This is a genomic window from Natronosalvus rutilus (genome assembly GCF_024204665.1).
Classification (GTDB): Archaea; Halobacteriota; Halobacteria; order Halobacteriales; family Natrialbaceae; genus Natronosalvus; species Natronosalvus rutilus.
This window is the reverse complement of the sequence record NZ_CP100355.1, coordinates 2638253-2662558: the sequence shown is the minus strand read 5'-3', so window position 1 is coordinate 2662558 and position 24306 is coordinate 2638253. Positions and strand designations below refer to the sequence as shown.

General features: G+C 63.1%; 25 protein-coding genes and 1 pseudogene. 11 read left to right on the top strand and 15 right to left on the bottom strand.

Features of this window, described 5'->3' with window-relative positions; translation table 11 throughout:
• Nucleotides 1-26: 26 nt before the first annotated feature.
• The 4 genes and pseudogenes from NGM29_RS12735 (at nt 27) to NGM29_RS12720 (ending at nt 3968) form a co-directional block, all read left to right on the top strand.
• Nucleotides 27-848: a nucleoside phosphorylase gene (locus NGM29_RS12735; RefSeq protein WP_254156643.1), complete on the top strand. Its 822-nt coding sequence runs from the start codon at nt 27-29 to the stop codon at nt 846-848.
• Nucleotides 849-908: 60 nt separating this feature from the next.
• The gene (locus NGM29_RS12730; protein ID WP_254156642.1) at nt 909-1400 is read left to right on the top strand and encodes a universal stress protein; all 492 of its coding nucleotides are present in this window, start codon (nt 909-911) and stop codon (nt 1398-1400) included.
• Nucleotides 1401-1444: 44 nt separating this feature from the next.
• The gene (locus NGM29_RS12725; RefSeq protein WP_254156641.1) at nt 1445-2374 is read left to right on the top strand and encodes a DMT family transporter; all 930 of its coding nucleotides are present in this window, start codon (nt 1445-1447) and stop codon (nt 2372-2374) included.
• Nucleotides 2375-2636: 262 nt separating this feature from the next.
• Nucleotides 2637-3968, top strand: a pseudogene (locus NGM29_RS12720) (RNA-guided endonuclease InsQ/TnpB family protein).
• A 192-nt stretch (nt 3969-4160) separates the two neighbouring features.
• On the opposite strand, the gene pstB reads toward NGM29_RS12720, so the two are convergent.
• The 8 genes from pstB to NGM29_RS12680 all read right to left on the bottom strand — a co-directional run bounded on the left by pstB (nt 4161) and on the right by NGM29_RS12680 (nt 12318).
• Nucleotides 4161-5036, bottom strand: a complete 876-nt coding sequence (gene pstB, locus NGM29_RS12715; RefSeq protein WP_254156639.1) for a phosphate ABC transporter ATP-binding protein PstB — start codon at nt 5034-5036, stop codon at nt 4161-4163.
• On the bottom strand, nt 5033-5932 hold the full coding sequence (gene pstA / locus NGM29_RS12710; protein WP_254156637.1) for a phosphate ABC transporter permease PstA: 900 nt from the start codon (nt 5930-5932) through the stop codon (nt 5033-5035). Before pstA (NGM29_RS12710) ends, pstB begins: the two co-directional genes overlap by 4 nt.
• Nucleotides 5932-6861 carry a phosphate ABC transporter permease subunit PstC gene (pstC, locus tag NGM29_RS12705; RefSeq protein ID WP_254156635.1) on the bottom strand — a complete coding sequence of 310 codons (930 nt, stop codon included), beginning with the start codon at nt 6859-6861 and terminating at the stop codon, nt 5932-5934. The genes pstA (NGM29_RS12710) and pstC (NGM29_RS12705) overlap by 1 nt, the downstream gene beginning before the upstream one ends.
• The gene (locus NGM29_RS12700) at nt 6858-7832 is read right to left on the bottom strand and encodes a PstS family phosphate ABC transporter substrate-binding protein (protein WP_254156634.1); all 975 of its coding nucleotides are present in this window, start codon (nt 7830-7832) and stop codon (nt 6858-6860) included. Before NGM29_RS12700 ends, pstC (NGM29_RS12705) begins: the two co-directional genes overlap by 4 nt.
• Before the next feature lie 247 nt (nt 7833-8079).
• The gene (locus NGM29_RS12695) at nt 8080-8316 is read right to left on the bottom strand and encodes a hypothetical protein (protein WP_254156633.1); all 237 of its coding nucleotides are present in this window, start codon (nt 8314-8316) and stop codon (nt 8080-8082) included.
• A 1-nt stretch (nt 8317) separates the two neighbouring features.
• Nucleotides 8318-10081: a phosphate ABC transporter permease PstA gene (pstA, locus tag NGM29_RS12690; RefSeq protein ID WP_254156632.1), complete on the bottom strand. Its 1764-nt coding sequence runs from the start codon at nt 10079-10081 to the stop codon at nt 8318-8320.
• Nucleotide 10082: 1 nt separating this feature from the next.
• Nucleotides 10083-11057 (bottom strand): phosphate ABC transporter permease subunit PstC, encoded by a 975-nt coding sequence (gene pstC, locus NGM29_RS12685; protein ID WP_425499146.1) that lies wholly within the window; start codon nt 11055-11057, stop codon nt 10083-10085.
• A gap of 202 nt (nt 11058-11259) precedes the next feature.
• On the bottom strand, nt 11260-12318 hold the full coding sequence (locus NGM29_RS12680) for a PstS family phosphate ABC transporter substrate-binding protein (RefSeq protein WP_254156631.1): 1059 nt from the start codon (nt 12316-12318) through the stop codon (nt 11260-11262).
• 233 nt (nt 12319-12551) lie between these two features.
• Between NGM29_RS12680 and NGM29_RS12675 the strand changes: the two genes are divergently transcribed.
• The gene (locus NGM29_RS12675) at nt 12552-12923 is read left to right on the top strand and encodes a 30S ribosomal protein S8e (protein ID WP_253435829.1); all 372 of its coding nucleotides are present in this window, start codon (nt 12552-12554) and stop codon (nt 12921-12923) included.
• Between the two features lie 28 nt (nt 12924-12951).
• Here NGM29_RS12675 and NGM29_RS12670 read toward each other — a convergent pair whose 3' ends face one another.
• The 3 genes from NGM29_RS12670 to NGM29_RS12660 all read right to left on the bottom strand — a co-directional run bounded on the left by NGM29_RS12670 (nt 12952) and on the right by NGM29_RS12660 (nt 15323).
• Entirely contained in the window at nt 12952-13176 is a 225-nt protein-coding gene (locus NGM29_RS12670; protein ID WP_254156630.1) for a DUF7511 domain-containing protein, read from the bottom strand.
• A gap of 137 nt (nt 13177-13313) precedes the next feature.
• A complete protein-coding gene (locus NGM29_RS12665) occupies nt 13314-14309 on the bottom strand; it encodes a phosphate signaling complex PhoU family protein (protein ID WP_254156629.1) in 996 nt (331 codons plus the stop codon).
• A 237-nt stretch (nt 14310-14546) separates the two neighbouring features.
• On the bottom strand, nt 14547-15323 hold the full coding sequence (locus NGM29_RS12660; RefSeq protein WP_254156628.1) for an alpha/beta fold hydrolase: 777 nt from the start codon (nt 15321-15323) through the stop codon (nt 14547-14549).
• 194 nt (nt 15324-15517) lie between these two features.
• On the opposite strand from NGM29_RS12660, the gene NGM29_RS12655 reads away from it, so the two are divergent.
• Nucleotides 15518-15766 (top strand): DUF7127 family protein, encoded by a 249-nt coding sequence (locus NGM29_RS12655; RefSeq protein ID WP_254156626.1) that lies wholly within the window; start codon nt 15518-15520, stop codon nt 15764-15766.
• On the top strand, nt 15763-18027 hold the full coding sequence (locus NGM29_RS12650; RefSeq protein WP_254156624.1) for a CDC48 family AAA ATPase: 2265 nt from the start codon (nt 15763-15765) through the stop codon (nt 18025-18027). The genes NGM29_RS12655 and NGM29_RS12650 overlap by 4 nt, the downstream gene beginning before the upstream one ends.
• Before the next feature lie 85 nt (nt 18028-18112).
• Here the strand turns inward: NGM29_RS12650 and NGM29_RS12645 are convergent, their stop codons facing one another.
• Complete coding sequence (locus tag NGM29_RS12645; protein WP_254156622.1) at nt 18113-19009, bottom strand: hypothetical protein; 897 nt, start codon at nt 19007-19009, stop codon at nt 18113-18115.
• A 100-nt stretch (nt 19010-19109) separates the two neighbouring features.
• Here NGM29_RS12645 and NGM29_RS12640 point away from each other — a divergent pair, with 100 nt between their 5' ends.
• Entirely contained in the window at nt 19110-19505 is a 396-nt protein-coding gene (locus NGM29_RS12640; protein WP_254156620.1) for a CopG family ribbon-helix-helix protein, read from the top strand.
• 28 nt (nt 19506-19533) lie between these two features.
• On the opposite strand, the gene NGM29_RS12635 is transcribed toward NGM29_RS12640, so the two are convergent.
• Nucleotides 19534-20424 carry an ABC transporter permease gene (locus tag NGM29_RS12635; RefSeq protein WP_254156618.1) on the bottom strand — a complete coding sequence of 297 codons (891 nt, stop codon included), beginning with the start codon at nt 20422-20424 and terminating at the stop codon, nt 19534-19536.
• Nucleotides 20421-21467, bottom strand: coding sequence for an ABC transporter ATP-binding protein (locus NGM29_RS12630; protein WP_254156617.1), 1047 nt, complete (start codon nt 21465-21467; stop codon nt 20421-20423). Before NGM29_RS12630 ends, NGM29_RS12635 begins: the two co-directional genes overlap by 4 nt.
• A 253-nt stretch (nt 21468-21720) precedes the next feature.
• Here NGM29_RS12630 and NGM29_RS12625 point away from each other — a divergent pair, with 253 nt between their 5' ends.
• Genes NGM29_RS12625 through NGM29_RS21490 form a run of 3 tightly spaced genes read left to right on the top strand, consistent with a single transcriptional unit; the run spans nt 21721 to nt 23231 of the window.
• Nucleotides 21721-22668 carry a bacterio-opsin activator domain-containing protein gene (locus NGM29_RS12625; RefSeq protein WP_254156616.1) on the top strand — a complete coding sequence of 316 codons (948 nt, stop codon included), beginning with the start codon at nt 21721-21723 and terminating at the stop codon, nt 22666-22668.
• 40 nt (nt 22669-22708) lie between these two features.
• Nucleotides 22709-23065, top strand: a complete 357-nt coding sequence (locus NGM29_RS12620; RefSeq protein ID WP_254156615.1) for a HalOD1 output domain-containing protein — start codon at nt 22709-22711, stop codon at nt 23063-23065.
• Nucleotides 23052-23231 carry a DUF7576 family protein gene (locus tag NGM29_RS21490; protein ID WP_425499145.1) on the top strand — a complete coding sequence of 60 codons (180 nt, stop codon included), beginning with the start codon at nt 23052-23054 and terminating at the stop codon, nt 23229-23231. Before NGM29_RS12620 ends, NGM29_RS21490 begins: the two co-directional genes overlap by 14 nt.
• Nucleotides 23232-23373: 142 nt before the next feature.
• On the opposite strand, the gene NGM29_RS12615 is transcribed toward NGM29_RS21490, so the two are convergent.
• Nucleotides 23374-24285, bottom strand: a complete 912-nt coding sequence (locus NGM29_RS12615) for a helix-turn-helix transcriptional regulator (protein WP_425499144.1) — start codon at nt 24283-24285, stop codon at nt 23374-23376.
• Nucleotides 24286-24306: the final 21 nt, after the last annotated feature.

The following is a 24306-nucleotide window of genomic DNA, read 5'->3' as shown; positions in this document are numbered from 1 at the left end:
GATGGCGCGACAACTCTCGAGTCTCTATGGCCGGCGACAGCGAAGACCCGAATGCCGACGTACAGTACCACCTCGAGGTCGCGGCCGACGACGTGGCCGATACCGTCCTCTTGCCGGGGAATCCCGAGCGCGTCGAGAAGATCGTCGCTCACTGGGACGACCACGAGGAGCGCGCTCACCACCGCGAGTACCGCACGGCGACTGGGACCTACGACGGGACGCCAATCTCGGTCACCTCGACGGGAATCGGCAGCCCCTCCGCGGCCATCGCCGTCGAGGAACTCGCCCGCGTCGGTTGCGAGACGTTCATCCGTGTCGGCTCCTGTGGGGCGCTCCAGCCAGAGATGACCGTCGGCGATCTCGTGATCACGACCGGCGGCGTTCGCCAGGAGGGCACGAGCGACGAGTACGTCCGCGAGGACTACCCCGCCACGGCCGACTACGAGGTCGTCAGCGCGCTGGTCGCTGCGGCCGAACGGCTCGGCTACGATTACCACACGGGGACCACGATGAGCGCCGACTCCTTCTACGCCGGGCAGGGTCGACCCGGGTTTGACGGGTTCGAGGCCGCCGGCGCCGACGACCTGATCGACGAACTCACCGAGGCCAACGTCGCCAACATCGAGATGGAGGCCAGCGCTATCCTCACCATCGCGAACGTCTACGGCCTCCGGGCCGGAGCGGTCTGTTCGGTCTACGCCAACCGCGTGACCGGCGAGTTCCGCACCGAGGGCGAGTCTCGAGCCGCCGAAACCGCTTCGCTGGCGACGCACCTCCTGGCGAAGATGGACGCGGTCAAGCGCGAGGCCGGCGTCGACCGCTGGCACGCTGGACTCAGCCTCGAGTAACGTTCCTCGCAGGCGAGAACGAGAAGTGGCGTTTATTCGGTAACCAAGCGTGCGTTCGGTATGTCACTCATCGTTCCGTTCGACGGATCGAAACTCGCCGAGGCCGCATTGCGCAAGGCAACTCGGTTCGCCGCCGTGTTCGACGAACCGATCCTGGCCGTAACCGTCGTTCCGGTAGGAAATTGTGCCTACGCCACCGAACGTGGCTGGATCGACGACGAGGCGGCTTTCGACGGCGACGCGATTATACGGGGACTTCGCAAACAGGTGGAAACGCTGTGTCCGGACGCTTCCTTCCGCGTCGAGCGAGTGGACCGGTACGCCCCGCCGGGAACGATAGCCAAACGGATCCGACGCATCGCTCGCGAAGAAGGCGCGTCGATGGTGTGTATCGGTAGCGAGAACGCTGGCCGGCTCGTCACCTCGGTGAGTAGCGTCGGCTCGAGCGTCGCCACCGACGACACCTACGACGTCCTCGTCGTCCGACGGGCCGATCAGACGCACGTCGAAACGGCCGGTAATGCGACGCAGACGAACGGCCCGTCGCAGTGATTTCGAATCGAAACGCATAGGTCGCCTGTGGCGAATCCCCACTCGTGAGCAGATACCGAAACTTCGGCCTCTTTCTCGCGCTAGCGGCCGTCTGGGGAACCGCGTTCGTTGCGATCGGGGCCGGCCTCGAGTACTTCCCACCCGTGCTCTTCGCGGCGCTTCGGTACGATATCGCCGGCGTCATCATGCTGGCTTACGCCGCGTACGTCGTCGACGGTGAAACGTTGCTCCCGCAGGGCCGCGACCAGTGGCTCCTGGTCACGATCGGATCGGTCTTTCTCATCGCGGCCTACCACGCGTTCCTCTTCGTCGGCCAGCAGAACACGACGGCCGCGGCCGCCGCAATCGTGGTGTCGCTCTCGCCCGTCCTCACGACCGGCTTCGCCCGCGCACTCGTCCCGTCGGACGCGCTCTCTGCGGTCGGACTGATTGGCGTCGGAATCGGCCTCTGCGGAGTGATCGTCATTGCCCAACCGGACCCCAACGACCTGCTCTCGGCGAACGCGATCGCGACCGCCCTTGTCTTCCTCGCCGCGGCGTCGTTCGCCCTCGGGAGCGTCCTCACCCGTCGGCTCGACGCCGAAATGGCCATCGAGACGATGGAAGCCTGGTCGATGATCGGCGGCGCGATCCTCATGCACCTGCTGAGCCTCGGGCTGCGCGAACCGATCGAACCAGCGACGTGGCTCCACCCGAACGCGTTTTGGTCGCTCGCGTACCTCGCACTCGCTTCGAGCGCCCTCGGCTTCCTCGTGTATTTCACCCTGCTCGAGCGCCTCGGCCCGATCGAGATCAACATGGTGTCCTACGTGGCGCCGGTCTTCGCCGCAATTTTCGGCTGGTTGCTCCTCGACGAGGTGATCACCGGAACGACGGTGTTCGGCTTCGTCCTGATCGCGATCGGGTTCGTCCTGGTCAAGCGCCGGGCCATCCGCGACGAGTTCGTGAACCTGCGCGCGACGGCTAGGAGCTAACGCTGGTTCTCGTTCTCGCTGGTTCTTGCAGGCTCTCGTCACGACAGCCTGCGTCCGCTGAATCGTTCACTGTCGCGGTCGAAGCCGACTGCTGACGACGTCGCGAGTCACCCTCTCCATTACACGAAGTCAAGGAGAAAGCCCACGACGTTAGTCGTGGGATGAATCCGACACTCCGCTATCCGAACCACGTGCGATGGCAGGCCCGAGTCTCCCACGCTAATCCATACGTTTACGAACCAATATTACGTAGCACGTAGTAATGAAGCGAACCAACCAGTTCGACGTTCGCCCTCGTTCCGAAAAGGAGCGCGAGGTGTTCGTTCGCTGGTTGGACGCTTCTGCGAGTCTCTGGAACGAGACGAACTACGCTCGCCGCCAACACTTCCTCACAGACGAAAGTGTCTGGGACGCCGACACCGGAAGGCTCGAAGGCAAATACAAGGGCGTTCTCAGTAGCTCGGCTGCCCAACAACTCATTCGGAAGAACTCGAAGGCATGGCGGTCGTTTTTCGCCAGTAACGAGACGTACCACGCAGGGAAACTCGATGACCGACCGTCGCCACCGGGGTACTGGGGCAACGAAGACGACGGACGGGTGCTACGCACCTACGTCCGCAACGACTAGTACACCCTCGAGTTCGGGGACCGATCTCGCCTCGAAGTCCCGATTGGCTCCGAACTCAAGGATGAACTCGGGCTGAATCGGAACCAGCGTCTGCGCGTTGAAGTTGCGGGCGATCCGAAGTGGAGCGGCGAGCAGGGCCGACTCGAACTCGTGTACGACGAACTCGAAGAGACGTTCAGGGCCTATCAACCAGTCACCGTCGACCGTTCTCGACTGGATTCACCACTGGCCTCCCACGAGCCCGCTCTGGACGTTGGCGCGAACAACCTCGTCGCCTGCACGACAACGACCGGCTCCCAATACCTGTACGAGGGACGCAACTTATTCAAGGAGTTCCGTGAAACCACGGAACGAATCGCGTCCTATCAGTCGCTCCTCGAAGACCAACGCAAGTCCAGCAAGCGCATCGACCGCTAGTATCGAACGCGCACGAACCGCCGCAACCACGCCCAAGACAGCCTCGTCCGAGACCTTGTGGAACGCCTGTATGACGAGAGTGTTTCGACGCTGTACGTAGGCGACATCAAGGACGTTCTTTCGGCGCACTGGTCGCCGCGTGTGAACGAGAAGACGCACACCTTCTGGGCGTACCGACGGTTCATCAACCGTCTCGAAGACGTGTGCGAAGAATACGGCATCACGGTCGCGGAAGAATCCGAAGCGTGGACGAGTCAAGAGTGTCCTGTGTGCGGTGAACGCGACAATACACGTCGCCACGAGAATTCGTTGACATGCCCGTGTGGGTTCGAGGGGCACGCCGACCTCGTGGCGTCGGAATCGTTCCTAAGACGGCAGAACAACGCAGTCGGGTCGATGGCACGGCCCGTGTACCTCAAGTGGAACAATCACAACTGGCGGGACGACCATAGCCCGCCTTCCCTCGCGGAAACAACGGCCAACGAGGCGTACACAACCCGGAGTACCGCACCGAGCGGGAATATCGCTCTCGAGGACTCGGACGACTGAGACTCCCACGAGAGGAATCCCACGACTTCAGTCGTGGGTGGATGTCAAGAGGTAACAGAACGAACGGCTGCCGCTCGAGTCCGAAGAGTCCCACGAGTACGACGACACCGAATCTGGAAAAGCGTACGTCCGAACCTCCACAACGTCGACTCCTCCATCTATCGAACGGTGCCGAGGTGTTCGCCCTCGAGGCTATCCGAACTTGCCGGTGATGTAATCCTCGACGCGCTGGCTCTCGGGATTCTCGAAGATCTTCGTCGTGTCGTCGAACTCCACGAGTTCCCCGCCCGTGAGGAATACGGCCGTCTTGTCCGAAATTCGGGCCGCCTGCTGCATGTTGTGGGTGACGATCACGACGGTGTAGTCGGTCGCCAGCTCCTCGATCAGGTCCTCGATCTTCGAAGTGGCGACGGGGTCGAGCGCCGACGCTGGCTCGTCCATCAGGATGACCTCGGGATCGGTCGCGATGGCGCGGGCGATACAGAGGCGTTGTTGCTGTCCGCCCGAGAGGTCCAGCCCGCTCGAGTCCAGCTGGTCTTCGACCTCCTCGAGCAACGCGGCACGCTCGAGGGCGCGCTCGACGCGCTCATCGACGTTATCGTCGATGCCCTGGACCTTGAGGCCGTAGGCGACGTTATCCCGGATCGACTTGGGGAACGGATTGGGCTGCTGGAACACCATCCCGATCTTGCGGCGCAGCGCGACGGGGTCGACGTCGTCGTCGTAGACGTTCTTCCCGTCGAACAGCAGCTCCCCCTCCACGTTGGCGGCGTCCACGAGGTCGTTCATGCGATTGATGCACCGGAGGAACGTCGACTTCCCGCAGCCGGAGGGGCCGATGACCGCGGTCACCTGTTTCTCGGGGAGTTCCACGGAGACGTCCTGGAGCGCCTGGTCGTCGCCGTAGTAGACGTCCAGGTTGCGGCTCTCGAGGATCGTCCGACTGTCGGTGGTGGTCGACGTATCGGCGTCAGTTGCCCGGTCGGCCAGTCCGTCGGATCCCGGCGTCGGGGAGGCTTGGTCGTCGCTCGATTCGGTCTTCGAGGTGGTCAGGGGTTCTCGGGTCATTGGTCGTGCTGGTAGTGGTTCCGGATGAGGATCGCGACGGAGTTGATCGACAGCAAGACGACGAGCAGGGTGACGACGCCGGCGGCGACGACTCCGTACTGGAACTCGGTTTCGGGGTACCGGGCCCAGGTGTAAATCTGCATGGGCATGGCGCTGACCTTGCTGAGGAGGCTGTTGGGCACGCCGAAGACGGTCGTCGGCGCGCCGATCATGATCAGCGGGGCCGTTTCACCGATGGCGCGGCCGAGCGCGAGGATGGTCCCGGTCAGGATGCCAGGCATCGCCCGCGGTAGGACCACGTTGCGGATCGTCTGCCACTTCGTCGCGCCCATCCCGTAGGAGGCCTGTCGCTGGGAGTCTGGAACGGCCCGGATCGCCTCCTGGGCGGAGATGATCACGATGGGCAGGATGAGCAGGGCGACAGTGAACGCGGCCACGAGCAGGGTCCCGAAGCCGAAACCGATGAGGCTTACGAACAGCCCCAGTCCGAGCAGGCCGTAGACGACCGACGGGACGCCTGCCAGGTTGGCGATGTTGATCTGGATGAACGTCGTGAGCGGCCCGTCGCTCGCGTACTCCTCTAAGTAAATCGCCGCGCCGACGCCCAGCGGGAAGGTCACGAGCGCGATCAGGAGCATGAGCGCGATCGACCCGATCAGCGCCGGGAAGATGCCGGCCTCGAACGGGTTCGGGTGTGGGGCGCTGGTGAGGAACTGCCAGTCGAGCCAGCCGACGGCGTCGACCGTGACGTACGCGAGCAGGATCGCGAGCGAGAGGATACCGACGAGCGCCGCCGCGAGCGTCAGCCAGCGGAAGGCGACGTCCTTCGTCCGACTGATCTGCCCGAACTCGGATTCGCGTTCGTCGACCGTCTGGTCGCCAGTTTCGGCCGCCATCACTGGTACACCTCCCGGTAGCGCGAGGCGACATACTCGCTCACGAGGTTCATGGCGAACGTGATCACGAACAGCGTCAGGCCGACCGCGAACAGGCTCTTGTAGGCGATCGACTGGCCGACGACGTCGTTCGTCCCGATCTGGACCATCGCCGCCGTCATCGTCTGTACGGACTCGAGGAACAGCCCCGCTGGATCGGTCAGGTCGATCAGCTTGGGCGTCTGTCCCGCCGCGATGGCCACGATCATGGTCTCGCCGATCGCCCGCGAGAGCGCGAGGATGAACGACGAGAAGATGCCCGACAGCGCCGCTGGAACGACGACCGACGTGGAGACGGTGAACTTCGTCGCCCCGAGACCGTAACTGGCCTGGCGCAGGGAATCGGGGACCGCGCTCATGGCGTCCTCGCTGATCGAGGAGACCATCGGGATGATCATGATGCCGACCATGATCGAGGCCGACAGGGCATTGAACGTCGACAGTTCTACGAACGGAATCGCGTCGAGCGCCGGGGTCACGTAGACGAGTGCGAAGTAACCGTAGACGACCGTCGGCACGCCTGCCAGCACCTCGAGTGCCGGCTTCAGGTATGCTCGCCGACGGCTCGAGGCGTACTCGCTCAGGTAGATCGCCGTCAACAGGCCGATCGGTAGCGCGATAGCCGCGGCCCCGACCGTGATGGTGAGCGTCCCCGAGATCAGCGGCAACACGCCGAAGGCGACGGGATCGTTCGTCGGGCTCCAGCGAGTGCCAAAGAGAAACTCGATCGGCGAGACGGCGGCGAAGAAGTCCACTGCGTCGAGCAACAGCGTCAGGACGATGGCGACTGTCGTCAGGATCGACAGCAGCGCACACAGCGTGAACAGATATCGGAAGGCGATTCCGCGGGCCGTCCGGCTCCCGTCGCTGGAGAGGTCGATCGCGCTCATGCGGTCACCTCATCGATGGCCGTCTCGAGTTTCTCGAGGTTCTCGTCTCGAACGTCCTCGGTGACGGGGACGTAGCCGACCTCCTCGACGAGGTCGGTTGCCGACTGCTCGATGTAAAAGCGCAGGAAGTCCTGCACTTCGGGGTTGACGAGCGCCTGGTCGGACGCGTAGATGAACAGCGGACGCGACAGCGGAGTGTACTCGCCGTCCATGGCCGTCTGGAGCGACGGTTCGACGCAACCGTCGCCGCTATCGATTCCGACGGCCTTGATCTGATTCGGGTTTTCGGCATAAAAGGAGAAGCCGAAGTACCCGATGGCGTGTCTGGAACCACGAACGCCCTGGACGATCGTTCGATCCTGCTCGGTCGCGTGATAATCGCCGCGGTGGTTGACGTCCTCGCCGATGACCGCCTCGTTGAAGTAATCGAACGTTCCCGAGGTGGTAGCCGCGCCGTACAGTTCGAACTCCTCGTCAGGCCAGTCGTCTCGCACGTCGCTCCAGCGCTGGGCGCCGTCGGCGCGCCAGATTTCGCGGAGTTCCTCGACCGTAAGGCAGTCGATCCAGTCGGCGTCGGGGTTGACGACCACCGTCAGCGCGTCCGTTGCAATGGTGAACTCGATCGGCTCGATTCCGTTCTCGGCACACTGCTCGAGCTCGGCGTCTGCGACCTCGCGACTCGCGTTGTTGATCGCGGTCATGCCTGGACAGAAGAAGTTCGAGAAGCCGCCGCCGGTCCCCGTCTGGCTGACGGAGACGTTGACGCTCGGCCGTTCCTCGAAGTACGCCGCGGCGACGGCTTCGGTCACGGGAAAGACCGTGCTGCTTCCGGCGATCGGTACCTGTCTCCCCTCTTCAGCCAGTACGTCGGTACAACCGGCCAGCCCGGCGGTCGCCGCGACCCCCGTCGCGGCGATCAGTTCCCGTCTCCCGAGCCCGGTCGCCGGCACGCCAGAGGCGTCTCTCGACATCACCGGATGGATACCCCAGACGAGGTAAATAGTCTACTATGATCGGAACATAGTGCTATATAGTCATACGTGGCTCGATTGTGGCATCGACCCGCCCTCGGGTTCTCAGGTGATGTAAGTGCAGAACCGGCGGCAATCGCTCTTTCTGTCCGACGGCGAGTGACTCGAGTGAACGCTGTCCAGTCGACGATCGGTACCGTCCTATATAGGATCGGTAGGAAATCGGTCGCGTCGGCCGGGAATCGAGTCACGCCCGCTCCCTGGCGTCGGTCGGGCCAGCGGTGGCCGTGACCCGCGTGACGGGGGCGCCGACATTGGCAATACGGGGCGGCTCGAGTGCCAGATCGCCGCCGTAGCGTGTGGTGGGATTCCTCGTCCTGATGCCGCCCCGACCGTCGGTTTCGTCGGTGGGACTGATCCCGCCGGCAGTAGCCGTCCGCGATTCCGTTCCGGTCGTCGGGTCCGGTGGCTCGCTCGTCGGCACGTCAGGTCCCTCGTTCGAACCTGTTCCTGAGGATAATCGCGGTCGCGTTCATCCCCAGCAGGACGATCAACAGCGTGACGACGCCGGCGGCGAGGACGCCGTACCTGAACTCGGCCTGCGGGAAGTTCGCCCAGGCGTAGATCTGCATCGTCATCGCGCTCATCTTGCTCCAAATTCCGTTCGGCGGGCTGAAGACGGTGGTTGCGGCGCCAATCATGAGCAGCGGGGCCGTCTCCCCGATGGCCCGGCCGAGCGCGAGGATCGTGCCCGTCAGGATACCCGGGAGCGCTTCCGGCAACACGACGTTTTTGGTCGTCTGCCATCGAGTCGCGCCCATCCCGTAGGAGGCCTGTCGCTGGGCGTCGGGAACTGCACGAATCGCCTCCTGTGCCGAGATGATTGTGATCGGGAGGATCAACAGCGAGAGCGTCAGCGCAGCGGTGATGACCGAACCGAACCCCAGTCCCAGCAGGTTGGCGAACAGGCCCAACCCCAGCAGGCCGTAGACGACCGACGGAACCGCGGCCAGGTTCGCGACGTTGATCTGGACCAGGCGCGTCACCGTGCCGACGAGACCGGTATCGACGGTGTACTCCTCGAGGAAGACCGCCGATCCGACGCCCAGGACGAACGACAGCACGGCTACGAGGGCGATGACGAGGATCGAGCCGACGATCGCCGGGTACAACCCCGCTTCACGGGGGAACCTCGAGGGACTGTTCGTCAGGTACGACGGGTCGAGCCAGGGATCCGGAGCGGGAACTCCCGTCGTCTCGACCAGCAGCGCGCCGAGGAGCGCACCGGCGACGAGCACTACAGGCAGCACCAGGCCGATTCGGCCGTCGTTGGCCTCGAGCGCTCGCCGACCGTAGGCGACCGTCGGAACGCCAGTCGTCAGCAGTACGAGCAACGCCGACGCCGGGGAGACGCCGACGAAACCGCCCACGAGGCTGCCGCCGACGGCGAGGAGGAATGCCAGGCCAGCGGAGGCGAAGGCCGTTCGTACCCCGTCCCGACGAACAGTCAGCGCGGCGATGGCTGCCGCAATTGGGACCGCGAGCGTCCAGACGTAAATCGCCCAGGTGGTCGGGTACACGTTGACCGGGCCGCGAAGGAGGACCGCGGCGAGGACGCCCACGGCGGCCACCGGAACAGCGAGCAGGGACGCCGGCGAAGCCGGCCGCCGCTGACCGTACGCTAGCACTCCGAGGGCCGGTAGGAACCCGAGCGTGTACGCCAGGAACCACAGCCGGGCGTCAAAGACGACGAAGAGGACGATCAGCGCCAGCCCGAGCGCGACGCCCCCGACGAGTCGCCCCAGGATACCGAACCCGGTTCGGCCGACTGGCCGCTGGCTACCGACGAATGCGACGATCGTGGCGACCGGCACGACGACGACGAACAGGTACACGAGTTGCCAATTCAGCCGCGGAACCGGTCGGACGACCATCTCGAACGCGTAAAAGAGGCCAGCCGTTGCAACCAGTCCACCGCCGAGCGCGAGGCCAGTCTGACGAGTGAAGTCGCGGTCGTTCGCGCTGTAGAGGCAGAACCCGATGAACGGGAGCACCAGGGTCAGAAAGTACGTCAGCAGCCACTCGGGACGCGCGTTGCTAAGCTCGAGCGCGTCGATGAAGACGTAGATCAACAGCGCGGCGAGTGCGACGATGCCGACGACCGAGGCGCTCAGTGCCAGGTACTCGAAGACGACTCCCTTGAGCCGACTCACCCGGCCGAATTCAGGAGTGGGTCGTTCGACGGCCACGTCAGTACTCCTCCCTGTACCGTTCGGCGACCACGTCGCTGACGACGTTGAGCGTGAGCGTGACGACGAACAGCGCCAGTCCGAGCGCGAACATCGCGTCGTACGGTAACGACCCGCCAGTGAGGTCGCCGCCGGCGATCTGAACCATCGCGACGGTGATCGTCATGCCGGGATCTAGCAGCACGTCTCCGGGGTGGACGTACGGAACGCCGGCCAATCCATTCCGGATCGCGGGCAGGTTCGCTTGCGCACCCATCGCGACCACGACGACCATCGTCTCGCCGATCGCCCGCGAGACCGCGAGGATGTACGACGAAGCGATCCCCGATATCGCCGCCGGCACGACGATGCCGGTCGAGACTTCGAACTTCGTCGCGCCGAGTCCATACCCGGCGTGCCTGAGCTGGTCAGGCACCGCCCGCATCGCGTCCTCGCTGATCGAGGACACCATCGGAATCGTCATGATGCCGACCATCAACGACGCCGAGAGGGCGTTGAACGTGCTCATCGACGGAAAGAGCGTCGCCTGGAGCGCCGGCGTCACGTACACGAGCGCGAAGTAGCCGTAGACGACCGTCGGTACGCCTGCCAGCACCTCGAGCATGGGCTTCAGAATCGATCGCGTACGCGACGTGGCGTACTCGCTCAGGTAGATCGCGGTCAGCGTGCCGATCGGCAGCGCGACGAACGCGGCCGTGATCGTCACGACGACGGTCCCGACGACGAGGGGCACGATGCCGAATGCGGATCCGCCGCCCGTCGGGTTGGGACTCCAGTGTACCCCGGTCACGAAGTCGACAATCGAGTACGCCGTGAAGAACTCGACGGCGTCCGCCAACAGCGTCAGGAAAATCGCCACCGTCGTGAAGACAGTAACCGCGGCGCAGACGACGAAGAATCCGCCGTAGGACCGCTCTCTGATCCGCTCTATTCCGCCCGTGCGCTGGAGGTCTGGTGATACCGATGCGTCGCTCACGGACGATCACCGTCGCTCTCGACTCGAGTCCGTCGGGTTTCGGTCGATTTCGATCCCATTCTCAACCTCAATCTCGATCCTGTTTCCACTCGTCTCCCCTCCGTTCGACGAACGCCGTCAGAGCCGACTCCAGGTCGGCGACACCGTCGGAAAGAATACCGCACGGTCCGGATTCGAACAGTACGACGGGTCATGTGTTGAATTAGCCCTGTGCCTCGCTGATCGCGTCCTCGAGCGTCTGCATCTGCGCTTCTTTGGTTTCGTCGGTGGCGGGCACGTAGCCGACCTCCTCGGCGACGAGTTGCTCGTTGTCGGTCTGGTCGACGAAGTACCGGGCAAACTCTGCGACGTGCTCCTCCGCCAGTGCGTCCATCGACGGGTAAGTGAACAGCGAGCGCGACAGCGGGGTGTACTCGCCCGAGGCCGCCGTCTCGAGGTTCGGCTCGACGGGGCCGTCCCCGTCGTCGATGGCGACGGCCGTCACCTGGTCGGGGTTCTGGTAGTAGTACGCGAAACCGAAGTAGCCAATCGCGAACTCGCTCCCCTGAACGCCTTGCACGATGGTGTTGTCCTGCTCGGTCGCCTGGTAGTCGTCGGTGTGGCCGCGGTCTTCACCCGTGACGTTCTCGACGAAGTAGTCGTACGTGCCGCTGGTTTCGTCGGCGCCGTAGCGCTCGATCGGTTCGTCGGGCCACTCGGAATTGACCTCGGTCCACGTCTCGGCGGCGTCGGCCTCCCAGATCTGGGCGAGTTCGTCGACCGTCATCTCGGTCGCGAAGTCGTTGTCGTTGTTGATGACGACGGTCAGGGCGTCCGTCGCGGCGATCAGTTCGACGTACTCGACGCCGTTGTCGGCACAGAGCTCCTCCTCTTCCGGTTTGATCGGCCGGCTGGCGTTGTTGAAGTGCGTGTTGCCGGGACAGAAGTGGTTCGAGAAACCGCCACCTGAGCCGGTCGAACTGACGTCGATCCGGACGACCTCGTGTTCTTTCTGGAACTCCTCTGCGACCGCACTCATGAGCGGGAAGACCGTGCTCGACCCAGCGATATTGATCTCGCCGGAGAGAGAGGCGCTTGCTCCGTTTCCGTTTCCGTTTCCGTTCCCGTTCCCACCGTTGCCATTGCCGTTCCCGTTGCCGCTCGAATCTTCCTCGCTCTCGAGACAACCCGCGAACCCGGTGGCGCCGGTGACGCCGGTCGTAATGATGAACGCTCGCCTCGATACCCCACTAACCGATTTCTCGGACGTGTTGTCCGTCATCAGGTAAGCGTCGCCGAGGATCGGGTAAATACGATGCTATGACCCCTCTATCGGCCCTGTGATCGCTATACGCGTCTATATAGGCGTACGTTCAGCAACAGCGACCGCTCGAGCGGCCACGCTTCGAATCGAGTCGTCGGCAGTCTCGAGTCCGAACGAGTAGGTCGGACTACCGGCTCGAGGCGTCGATCCGAAGAGGTGCATTCAAGTATGCGCCGCGACTTCGTGAGCGTATGAAAGATCAGGGACGCTCTACGCGCAAGCGCACCGGCGGACGACTGAAGCCCTTCAACAACCGACGCAAACACCAGCTCGGTCGCCACCCGACCGAGACCCAGGTCGGCGAGCCTCGCTTCCGCACCATCGACGCCCGCGGCAACAGCGAGAAGACCCGCGCCCTCGCGACGGACGTCGTCAGCGTCAGCACGGGCGAGGAAACGGTGACCGCCGAGATCACGGACGTCGTCGAGAACGACGCCAACCCGAACTACGTGCGTCGAAACATCATCACGAAAGGCGCCGTCATCGACACGAGCGAAGGCCAGGCTCGCGTCACCTCGCGACCCGGGCAGGTTGGTCAGGTCAACGCCGTCCTTCTCGAGTAAGCGCTCGTTCGTCGATTCACCGTCACTGTCACCGCATCTCCTCGAGGTCGACGAACACGTCTGCGTTTGCGGTGAGCCACGTCGTCACCGTGTCGAACCTGTCCTCGTCTGCAGACGCTTCCTTCGGTGCGATCGTACACCGGTCGGGACGGTTGTCGTAGCGGACGACGACGGCGGTGTACATCGGCGGAGTCGTTTCGTCGTCGAGCTCGTCGGCCGTTCGCGGATTGGAACCGTTTTGCGCAGGTGACATTGGCGTACCAGCGCCCCTGGAGGGCCCTGTATTCGGCCTCTCACACGAACGAGTGAAAACCGATGCTAATTGTGCTCCCGACTCCTCTGGACGGCTCCGTACCGATACGGACGACTGGCGAGAAGGGGCGATCGGGATCAGGGACGGGGCGCCGCCTTCTGAAGAGCCGTCTCCGCGATGTTCCCGCCATAGTCGGCGCTTCGGGAGAGCGAGTCGACGATCAAACCGAGCGACTGGGCCTGGACCGAGTCGAGGTTTCGAAGCATGTGGTCGATCGATCGCGTGTGCTCGTCGATCTCGAGGACGGCCTCGAGCGCGTCGTGACCCAGCTCCGTCGCCTCGTCGCTGTCGTCGGCGAAGAGCGCGTCGAGGGACTTCTCGAAGACGTCGAACGTCTCGTCGTACAGCTCGACTAGCGCATCGGCGACCTCCTCGGATACGTCCTCGAGCTTCATCGCAAGTTTGCTGATCTTGACCGCGTGGTCGGCGACGCGCTCGAGTTGCCGGGCACTCGAGTGGTAGTCGAAGCAGTCCTCCCGTGAAACGCCGAGTTCCTCGGAGGCTCGGGGTGATCGGAGCGTCGCACGGAAGATGCGAGAGACGACGAGCCAGAGCCGGTCGACGTCGTCGTCGCGCTCGATCACGTCGCGAGCGATGTCGTCGTCGTTCTCGATGAGCGCCGTGACGGCGTCCTCGAGCATGGAGGCGGCGATCAGGCGCATGCGGTTGACGGCGTTGACGATGGACAGCTCCGAGGAGTCGAGCAAGTCCTGGATGACGACGCTGTTGGTCGTTTCCTCGAGAACTTCAACGCCGACTAGCCCCTGGGTCGCGCTCCTGATCGCCCGGCGCTGGTCGGTCGTGATGCGGCTGGCCTCGAGTGCGATGATGTCGAAGCCGCTGACGTACATCGTCATGACCGCCCGCGTGAGGCGCTCGCCCTCGAGGTTCGAGATGTCGAGGGTTCCCTTCTGGCGGTCGCTCTCACGCTGGGGCGTCAACAGGAGGGCGTCGTCCTCTGGGTAGCACTCGACGACCGATCCGGCGCTGACGTCGTTCGCGGTTGCCCAGGACTTCGGGAGCGAGACGGTGTACGTCGACCCGCCGGTCACCTGGACTTTTCGCGTCTCCATACCGGAACCACGCAATCACGAACATATAAATCTATACAAATCTATAGATCGTGCTCGTCTCAGCAGCATGCCTCGGTAAATTCGTACCATCGGGCTCGTTTTCGACAGGCGTACGTACGGGAAAGAGCTACCGGAAACCACCACTTGCCAACCCGAAATTCTATACTGGACTATTTTGATCGAGAGTAGACACTCGAGAATACGTCACATATGTAGTGCTATATAGACAGATACAATCTATGTTCTCTTGAGGAATCCGACCAGCGCTTCGTTGAACGCGGTCGGTCGCTCGAGCATCGAGAGGTGGGCTGCGTCGGGGACCTCGACCCCGTCAGCGTCCGGAATCTCCTCGACGAGGTACTCGTGGAACCACGGCGGCGTCAGCTGGTCGTGTTCGCCGTAGATTGCCCGGACGGGAACGTCTATTTCGTGGAGTCGGTCCCTGACGTCGAACTCGTGGCACGTGAGGAAGTCCCGTCGCGTGACCGTTTGCCCGCACTCGCGCATCGTCTCCATCGAAATCGTCCGCAGGCGCTGGTCCGGGTCGTGAAAGAGCCGGTCCGGTTCGTGCAGGAACTCGATCGCCCGCTCGAAGTCGTTCTCGAGCCACCACCGGAGGTCCTCGAGTACGCCCAGTCGTGCCCCCGTTCCGGTCAGTATCGCTCCGTCGAGGTCGACTTCGTCCGCCCGCTCCAGGAGGACGTGCATGGTGATCGCCCCACCCAGAGAGTTGCCGATGAGCATGCGTGCGCCCGTCTCATCGAGGACCGCGATGACGTCGTCGGCGTACGCCGAGAGCGTCGTGTAGCCCGGACTTGCCTCGACTTCTTCGGAATCTCCGTGGCCGCTCAGGTCTAGCGCGACGATGGGTCGCTGGCTACCGAGTCGGTGCTGGGACTTCCAGACGGCGCTCGAACCGCCGCTTCCGTGAACGAAACAGATTGGGTCCCCCGATCCGTCACGGTCGGCACGCACGTATGCCGTTTCGCGTCCTTGGTGTTCCACCGTGTGCATACGCATATACACGACGGGCGCCCTGATAAGTGGGGATGACGGTGATCGTTCGTCCCGTCACTGTTGTCGTCGGTTCTTGTCGACCAGACGAAGTGGGACCGCCACACCATCGATATCTGGCTCTTCTACTCACGTATTGCGATTCTTCAGCGAAAGGTATTTATAGTAGCACAGCTTACCTGGGGTTAGTTACAATGAAAATAGCACAACTTGCTCGCGACGACGATCGACTGGTCCGTCGGTACGAGAACGACGAGGGATCGACGATCGTCATCGACTTCGGCGGCGACTCCGCCGACGCATCCGTCGAGGTCATCGACGGGACCGTTCTCGTCGTCGCCGGCGACGAACAGTACGAACTCGAGGTGCCGGCACAGGCGAGTGACGCGCAAGCGTTTATGAAAAACGGCGTCCTCACTATCGACCTGGAGGCATCCCAATGAAACTCACCGTCAGACCCCTCAAGCAAAAAGACGCAGGTCGCGGACTGGCCGCCATCGACCGCTCGTCGATGAGCGAACTCGGCCTCGAGAACGGCGATTACATCCTGATCGAGGGCAACGGCGAGGACCGGGCCGTCGCCCGCGTCTGGCCGGGGTATCCCGAGGACGAGGGCCGAGGCGTCATCCGCATCGACGGTCGCATCCGCCAAGAGGCCGGCGTCGGCATCGACGACCGCGTCACTGTCGAGAAAGCCGACGTGAAACAGGCCTCGAGCGTCTCCGTGGCGCTTCCCCAGAACCTCCGGATCCGCGGCGACATCGGCCCGCTCGTTCGCGACAAGCTGAGCGGCCAGGCCGTCACCGAGGGCCAGACGGTACCCTTCTCGCTCTCGTTCGGTCCGATGGCCAGTTCCGGCCAGTCGGTCCCCCTGAAGATCGCCTCGACGTCCCCGAAAGGGACGGTCGTGATCACGGACTCGACGGAGATCCAGATCTCCGAGACGCCTGCCGAACAGATCAGCGCCGGCGGCGGCGCTGGCCAGGAAGGGATCCCGAACGTCACCTACGAGGACATCGGTGGTCTCGACAGCGAACTCGATCAGGTTCGCGAGATGATCGAGTTGCCGATGCGCCACCCGGAACTGTTCCAGCAGCTCGGCATCGAACCGCCGAAGGGCGTTCTCCTGCACGGTCCGCCGGGAACGGGGAAGACCCTGATGGCCAAAGCCGTCGCCAACGAGATCGATGCCCACTTCCAGACGATCTCCGGCCCGGAGATCATGTCGAAGTACTACGGCGAATCCGAAGAGAAGCTTCGCGAGGTGTTCGAGGAAGCCGAGGAGAACGCCCCGGCGATCGTCTTCGTCGACGAACTCGACTCGATCGCGGCCAAGCGCGAGGACGCCGGCGGCGACGTCGAACGACGCGTCGTCGCCCAACTGCTCTCGCTGATGGACGGCCTCGAGGAACGCGGACGCGTCACCGTCATCGCCGCGACCAACCGCGTTGACGCCATCGACCCCGCGCTCCGACGTGGCGGCCGGTTCGACCGCGAGATCGAGATCGGCGTCCCGGACAAGGACGGACGGACCGAAATCCTGCAGGTTCACACCCGCGGGATGCCCCTCTCTGACAGCGTCGACCTCGACCAGTACGCCGAGAACACCCACGGTTTCGTCGGCGCCGACCTCGAGAGCCTGACGAAGGAGGCGGCGATGAACGCCCTCCGGCGCATTCGCCCCGAACTCGACCTCGAACAGGAGGAGATCGACGCCGAGGTACTCGAACGCCTGCGCGTCACCGAGAAGGACTTCAAGGAGGCGCTCAAGGGCATCACGCCGTCGGCGCTCCGCGAGGTGTTCGTCGAAGTGCCAAACGTCACCTGGAACGACGTCGGCGGTCTCATGCAGACGAAAGATCGGCTCCAGGAGACCATCCAGTGGCCGCTCGACTACCCCGAGGTGTTCCAGGCAATGGACATGGAGGCCGCGAAGGGCGTCCTCATGTACGGCCCGCCGGGGACTGGTAAGACGCTGCTCGCGAAGGCCGTCGCCAACGAGGCCCAGTCGAACTTCATCTCGATCAAGGGTCCCGAACTGCTGAACAAGTACGTCGGCGAGTCCGAGAAGGGCGTCCGCGAGGTCTTCGAGAAGGCCCGGTCGAACGCACCGACCGTGATCTTCTTCGACGAGATCGACTCCATCGCGACCGAACGCGGCAGCGGCCAGATGGACTCCGGCGTCGGCGAGCGGGTCGTCTCCCAACTACTGACCGAACTCGACGGCCTCGAGGAACTCGAGGACGTGGTCGTCATCGCAACGACGAACCGGCCGGACCTGATCGACACGGCCCTGCTCCGGCCCGGACGGCTCGACCGTCACATCCACGTGCCCGTGCCGGACGAGGAGGCTCGCAAGAAGATCTTCGAGGTCCACACCCGCGACAAGCCACTGGCCGAGGGAATCGACCTCGAGTGGCTCGCGAGCGAGACTGAGGGCTACGTCGGCGCCGACATCGAGGCTGTCTGCCGCGAGGCGTCGATGGCCGCGACTCGCGAGTTCATCGAGACGGTCGATCCCGAAGACATCGGCGAGGCTGTCGGGAACGTCCGGGTCAGCGAGGCCCACTTCGAGCAAGCGCTCGAGGAGGTCCCGCCGAGCGTGACCCAGGAAACGCGCGAGCGCTACGAGGAGATCGAATCGCAGTTCCAGTCGAGCGAACCCCAGCCGAAAGAAGAGCAGGTCGGCCGGACGTTCCAGTAAGCCGACTGCTTTCTCACTCTTTACGAGACTGAAACGCGATTCTGCGGCGAATTTTCATTGATCGACTGACGAACCGCTGAGGGAGTCACAGCACTCCTGCGACGAACCCGAGTCCCATCACGACGAGCACGACCGCCGAGAACGCCGGCAGGTACGGCGTGTACTTTTCGACCGTCTCTTCGTGACGTTCGTAACCCGCGACCAGGAGCATGGTCAGGGTGACGATCCCGATGATGACGGTAATCGCATAGGCCGCCATCAACTCGAGGCAGTAGTTCGACCCCGAACAGAGGGCGATGATTTCGAACTCCTCCTCGTGGGCGAACCCGAGGAGGAAGGCGAACCAGGCGATGCCGAGGAGTCCGCGGTCGGCGGCGTCTTCGAGGTTGCCGTGCCTGTGACTGTGGATGTGGTCGTGATCGTGGCCACCGACGAACGGGAGTGCGCGTTTCAGTCGGGTCAGGAGTGCGGCGCTTTCGTGGTGGTTGTGATGATCGTGCTCGTAGTGGTGGTGGTCGTGATGGTCGTGGTCGTCTTCGTGCTCGTGCCCGTGGTGATGGGACTCGTGTGAGTGCCCATGTCCATCGTGTGAGTGGCCGTGCCCGTCCCCTTCGTGGGAGTGGCCGTGTCCATGACTGTGCCCGTGACGATACTCACGAATGCCGAGCCCGATGAGCAAAATGCCGGCGACCAGACTGACCGGACCGCCGATCTGCACGCCACCAAGTATCGCCAGCGGTTCGTTCACCTGCGTGAGTTCGAAGTACGACTTCGCGTAGAAGAACGCCCCCACCATCGCGATGCTGCTCACGAGGTGGCCGACGCCGAGGATGAAACTCGCCGCGAATCCGTACATCCACTTGTTCGTCTGATCGAGGGCGTACGACGCCGCCACCGGCCACCCGTGCCCTGGCTCGATGCCGTGTATCGCCCCGAGGACGACCGCCCCGAGGAACAGCCCTGTCAGATCGGACGGAATCATTCGTGTCGCATATCGCAGGACCCCCTGCTTAACCATTGTTACTACCGGAACGGGGGATTCATCATACGCGGCGCGCTTTTTCCACCAACGAATCACCACCATGCGAACGAGTTTTAGCATTCCCGACGACGTCGTCGACGCGTTCGACCAGGTCTGGCAGGACCAAGGGCTGGATAACCGCTCTCGAGCCGTGAGAGAGGCGATGCTCGAATATATCGAGTCACACTCACGACTCGAGGAGACGACCGGCGAGGTGGTCGCCCTGATCGGCTTCGATTACCGCCACCACGAGGTCATCCGTGAACTCCACACTGCCCAGCACGAGTTTCAGGACGTCATCCTCAACACGAGTCACACCCACCAGCAGGAGTGGTGTCTCGAGTCGCTGTTCTGCCGGGGGAGTGCCGACCGAGTTCGAGAACTCACCTATCGACTGCGCGACTTCGACGGAGTACGCCGGGTGAAGGTGATGGTGATCCAGGACCAAATCGACTGACTCGCGTCCAGAACGACGTTCCGACGGTTCACACCACGTCGGAACTCGAGGCACGAGACAGTAGGTAGACCGCGACGGCACCGAACGCGAGAGCCAACCCTGCCAGGACTGCGACACCGGGGACGACGGCATCGAGGGTTCCGTCGAACCAGGTTACGTCGATCACCGTCATCACGTCCCGGTCGAGCATGAGCGAGCGCGCGGTATCGACGCCGTAGGTGACGGGGTTGTAGCGCGCGAAGGTCTGGATCCAGTTCGGCAGCGCCTCGAGCGGGAGAAACGCGCTCGACAGGAACAACAGGGGAAACTGCAACAGGTTCGCGCCGATGATCGTCGATTCCTGATCCCTGGTGAGGAGCGCTAGCGAATTCGAGAGAGCGACGAACCACAGCGAAAACAGAATGCCCACGGCGACAATGCCGACGGCACCGACGAATCCGGTGACGATTTCCGCCCCGAGGAGAACGCCGAGACCGAGGATGATGGTGATCTGGAGGGAGATCCGGAACACCTCTGCAGCGGTCTTGCCGACGAACACGGCCGTTCGGTTCATCGGCGTCACGAGGACCTTCTCGAACATCCCGTTCTCGATGTCGTTGACCAGGCCGATCCCCGAGGTGACCGCCGCGGCGAGGGCCACCTGGATGGCGATCGCCGGCACGAGGAACGTCTCGTAGTTGATGCCCGGAATGCCGCGGTCGACGGCGCTTCCGGCGACGTTTCCGAACACCTCCGTGAACAGGACGAGGAAGATTATCGGCTGGACGAGGGAGACGACCAGGACGAACGGGTTTCGGACGGCCTTGAGGTTCCACCGCTTGAAGTTCACCCAGACGTCCCCGACGAACGTGTTTCCGGATCTGGCGGGCTGTCGGTCTACAGACGTACCAGCGGAACCCTCGGTCTCGGGGGTGCTCACCGTGACACCTCCGTTCGCGCGGCGTCGTTCCCGTCGGAATCGACCGCTTCGCCGGTGATCGCGAGGAACACGTCGTCGAGCGTCGGCGCTCTAATGTTGAACCCCGTGACGATCAACTCGGCGTCTCGGAGGGCGACAAGCAGATCCGTCCCGTACTGGCGGGCCGATTCGGCGGTGACGCTGATCCCCTCGTCGGTTTCCGTGACGGCGGCGTCCGAAAAGGCGTCGAACGCTCGAGCGATCGTCGCGGCCCGTTCTCGACTGGCGGGTCCGCCCTCGAGTTCCACGTCGAGGACCTCGCCGCCGACCCGTCGTTTCAGCTCGGCGGGGCTCCCCTCGGCGACGATTTCGCCTCCCGAGATGACCGCCAGCCGATCGCAGAGCTGGTCGGCCTCCTCGAGGTACTGCGTCGTCAGGAAGATCGTCGTCCCTCGTCCATTGATGCGTCGGAAGTAGTCCCACAACCGGTTCCGAGCCTTCGGATCGAGCCCGGTCGTCGGTTCGTCGAGGAAGACCAACGGCGGCCGGTGAACGAGCGCGGTCGCGGCGTCCAGGCGCTTTTTCATCCCGCCGGAGAACTCTTCGGCCCGCTTGTCAGCGACGTCCACGAGATCGACGAGGTCGAGTAGCTCGTCGACTCGTTCGGATCGCTCGCCTCGAGGGACTCCGTAGGCCTCGCAGGCGAATCGAACGTTCTCTTCGGCGGTGAGCTCCGGATCGACGCTCGTCTCCTGAGCCATGTACCCGATGGTCTCCCGTACGCTTTGCGGTTCCGTTCGAACGTCGAATCCGTTGACGCGAACCCTTCCGCTTGTCGGCGAGAGGAGCGTCGCGAAGACTTTGATCGTGGTGGTCTTGCCGGCGCCGTTCGGACCGAGAAACCCGAAGAATTCCCCTTCCGGGACCGTCATGTCCACCCCCTGTACGGCGGCGGTCCCGTCGGCGTAGACGAGCTCGAGCCCCTCGACCTCGATAGCCGCTGGTGGGCTGGTTCGCCCGTCGTGGCGCGACTCGATTGCGTCGTCCGATCCCGACGATGGCATACCCGTACTAGTGGAGATAACGTGATATAGGTTCGACCACGAGGCGAAGGCTGACTCGTTCGGAAAGAGGTGGGAAAAGGAGTGGAGAGAGCTGCCAGCAGCAAAGTCCTCTTTCCATTGCTCCGATGTCTTCTCGTGATGAGTCTCGGGTCACCCACCAACCCACCCATCGTGGCGAGCTCGCGATTCGTTCGTACGACGTCCACGATGGACGGAACGCCTTTCGGAATCGAGCCGTTACAGACGAGATGTGGTGCCCGCCGACCAACGAGTGACTCGAGACCAGGTGCTGACGGTCTTCGAGGACAGAGCGAACCCCCACGAGCCGATGGCTACCTCGGAGATTGCCGACGCAGTGGACGTTGCCCGCCGCACAGTCTACGATAAGTTGGAACAGTTGGTAGCGGAGGGCTTCCTCGAAAGCAAGAAGGTCGGTGCCCGCGCTCGCGTCTGGTGGCTGCCGACCGCCGCCGACGCACCGACTTCGGCAGCTACTGGTGCCAGCGCGCTGGAACTCACCTCCGAACACGTCCGCGAACTCGAATTCGCGTCCGAGTCGGTGTCCAGGATGGCGTCTGCCGCTAGCGACGACGATTTTCACACTGAGGTCGACGGCATCGTCCCCCTGGACGGTGGCGGTCAGCTGGAATACTGGGTCGTGTACGGTATCGACCCGAACGCGTATTTCGAGGTCCTCGATACGTTCCCAACTGTTCGTGATGCCCGCTTGCTCAGCACGACCAGCGAACAGTTTCGCCTCGAAATCGAAGTCACGGAAGATTCGCTGATGAGCATTTTCGCGCAGTTCGACGGGCGGCTTGCGTACGCTACGATCGATGCCGACACACTCACAATGATCGGGGAGTTCCCGATGACTGCGGACGTATCAGAAGTGGTCGCGGCCGGGCGAGAGGTGGTCTCTGACCTGCGACTCGTCTCGCAGCGACTCGTGTACAGCTCACGGCTCTTTCGCCATTTGGTCGAGGACGATCTCACGGATCGCCAGTGGACGGCCTTGCAGGCAGCTTACTACGGCGGGTACTTCAACTGGCCGCGAGACAGTACTGGCGACGAGTTAGCGACCCGTCTGGGGGTGACACGCCAGACGTTCCACCACCACCTGCGCCACGCGGAAGCGCGACTCTGTCGAAAGTTGCTCGAAGGGGTCGAACACGACGGCGACGCTATTTCTAACGAGTAAGAACGTGCCCTTATCCCCTCGTGACCAGTAGAACGGGGTAATGACGACTGATGAAGAACCACTTCGCGATTCGTCGATGGCCGCGCCGCGTGACTACCTCGCGAAAGAAGCAAATGTGACGGACCGGGCGAGCGTCCCCACCGCCCAACACGTTGGCGACGCCGAGTCGTTCCCGATCACGGCTCTCGAGTTGCTGGCTGAGGTCCTCGACGAAGACGTACTGGAGATGAGTCCGCTACTGGCGGACGTCATCGATCCGGAAATCCTCGTCCGACTTCGGCAGACCGATTCTCGATCGAAGCAGACGTTCACGTTCACGTATCGGGACTACACCGTCACGGCGACGAACCACGGGGTCGTCAGCGTGTGCCAACACCCGCCAGATGGCTCTTCCTGAACCGGGCGGTACGAACGCGGAGTTGCATACCTGCGCGTACTGTGGGTCGACGGTAACAGTAGGCAGAAGACATCCCGTGTGTACCGACGAATCTGAGGACGGCGATATTTCCCTCTACATATTCTGCGATACAGGGTGTAAAGACGCGTGGTCGCGCGAACACTGACTCGTGTCCGAGATCGGCCTCCTTCAGGTACCATACCTCCAGCAGGCCGTGGGGCGACTCGCATGTAACCGCCCGAAGATAGATACCGTAAATGTCACCCTCCCACTCGTGAAATCGGTGTGTACAAAACGGCCAAGAACCGTCAGTCTGTTTGGTCGTTCCGGCTGTCGAGCAATTCTGAATCCGCTCTGACCGAGTTGTACACACGTTCGGCCCACTCCATTGCAATCGGTGCATCAGTCTCGACGAACACCTGCATGTGCCCCGTCGTCTCGTCGTATCCTCCTATTCCGACGCACTCGTCGAAGAGAGCGAGTCCATACGGCAGGTGGTTGCGCGTTCGAAGGGCGAGGTAGCCGTTCTCAATCGCCTTCTGAGCACGCTCGGGATACGTGTCGAAGAGTTTCTCGGCGATGTGGGGAAGGTAGACGATTTCGGTGTCGGTTGCATCGAACAGTTGCTCGTGGAATCCGCCGAGAGCAAGTGGTGCCATGTGTGTCGTATTGAACCCACGGAACGTCTCCGTCTCCTGAACGAGTGAGATAAACCGCTCGACAGGTCGATACGGGTCATCTGGTTCTGCGACGGTAACTGTGGCGTCCACGAACGGCTCGACGACAAATTCCCGGTGGTCCTCACAGATCACGTCGAGCAGCGGTGTCAGCTTCTGTGCAGTATGTACGTTCGCCTCGAACCGGAGCACCTCCTCTGCAACGACTTCGCCTCGTCCAGTCAATTGAAACCGCCCATCTACTTTCTCGGTGAATCCCTGTTCGTCGAGCCACTGCGTGAAGCGGTGACTCGTTGCTCGAGAAACGTCGAGACGGTCTTCGATCTCTCGACGGTCGAGAGGTTCTTCCAGGAGCGCTTCGAGGACCGGACCATGCCGGACGATATCGCCGAGCAGGTCTGTGTTCACGCGATTGCCCGCGGTGTTCAGGCGCTGGCCGAGATGGCGACGGTTTCGCTCGTTCTCCAGAATGGCCTCGAAGATCGGCGAGCCTGGTTGTGGATGACGATCGTCGTCGCATCCCTCGTGTTCGTCAGGCATCATCTGGCTCACCCCCTAGAGAAT

Bases quoted from the DNA above. Each gene is read 5' to 3' on its own strand.
- NGM29_RS12735 (WP_254156643.1), top strand. From the start codon at position 27: ATGGCCGGCGACAGCGAAGACCCGAATGCCGACGTACAGTACCACCTC.
- NGM29_RS12730 (WP_254156642.1), top strand. From the start codon at position 909: ATGTCACTCATCGTTCCGTTCGACGGATCGAAACTCGCCGAGGCCGCA.
- pstB (WP_254156639.1), bottom strand. From the start codon at position 5,036: ATGACCCGAGAACCCCTGACCACCTCGAAGACCGAATCGAGCGACGAC.
- pstA (WP_254156637.1), bottom strand. From the start codon at position 5,932: ATGGCGGCCGAAACTGGCGACCAGACGGTCGACGAACGCGAATCCGAG.
- pstC (WP_254156635.1), bottom strand. From the start codon at position 6,861: ATGAGCGCGATCGACCTCTCCAGCGACGGGAGCCGGACGGCCCGCGGA.
- NGM29_RS12700 (WP_254156634.1), bottom strand. From the start codon at position 7,832: ATGTCGAGAGACGCCTCTGGCGTGCCGGCGACCGGGCTCGGGAGACGG.
- NGM29_RS12680 (WP_254156631.1), bottom strand. From the start codon at position 12,318: ATGACGGACAACACGTCCGAGAAATCGGTTAGTGGGGTATCGAGGCGA.
- NGM29_RS12675 (WP_253435829.1), top strand. From the start codon at position 12,552: ATGAAAGATCAGGGACGCTCTACGCGCAAGCGCACCGGCGGACGACTG.
- NGM29_RS12670 (WP_254156630.1), bottom strand. From the start codon at position 13,176: ATGTCACCTGCGCAAAACGGTTCCAATCCGCGAACGGCCGACGAGCTC.
- NGM29_RS12665 (WP_254156629.1), bottom strand. From the start codon at position 14,309: ATGGAGACGCGAAAAGTCCAGGTGACCGGCGGGTCGACGTACACCGTC.
- NGM29_RS12660 (WP_254156628.1), bottom strand. From the start codon at position 15,323: ATGCACACGGTGGAACACCAAGGACGCGAAACGGCATACGTGCGTGCC.
- NGM29_RS12655 (WP_254156626.1), top strand. From the start codon at position 15,518: ATGAAAATAGCACAACTTGCTCGCGACGACGATCGACTGGTCCGTCGG.
- NGM29_RS12650 (WP_254156624.1), top strand. From the start codon at position 15,763: ATGAAACTCACCGTCAGACCCCTCAAGCAAAAAGACGCAGGTCGCGGA.
- NGM29_RS12645 (WP_254156622.1), bottom strand. From the start codon at position 19,009: ATGATTCCGTCCGATCTGACAGGGCTGTTCCTCGGGGCGGTCGTCCTC.
- NGM29_RS12640 (WP_254156620.1), top strand. From the start codon at position 19,110: ATGCGAACGAGTTTTAGCATTCCCGACGACGTCGTCGACGCGTTCGAC.
- NGM29_RS12630 (WP_254156617.1), bottom strand. From the start codon at position 21,467: ATGCCATCGTCGGGATCGGACGACGCAATCGAGTCGCGCCACGACGGG.
- NGM29_RS12620 (WP_254156615.1), top strand. From the start codon at position 22,709: ATGACGACTGATGAAGAACCACTTCGCGATTCGTCGATGGCCGCGCCG.
- NGM29_RS21490 (WP_425499145.1), top strand. From the start codon at position 23,052: ATGGCTCTTCCTGAACCGGGCGGTACGAACGCGGAGTTGCATACCTGC.
- NGM29_RS12615 (WP_425499144.1), bottom strand. From the start codon at position 24,285: ATGATGCCTGACGAACACGAGGGATGCGACGACGATCGTCATCCACAA.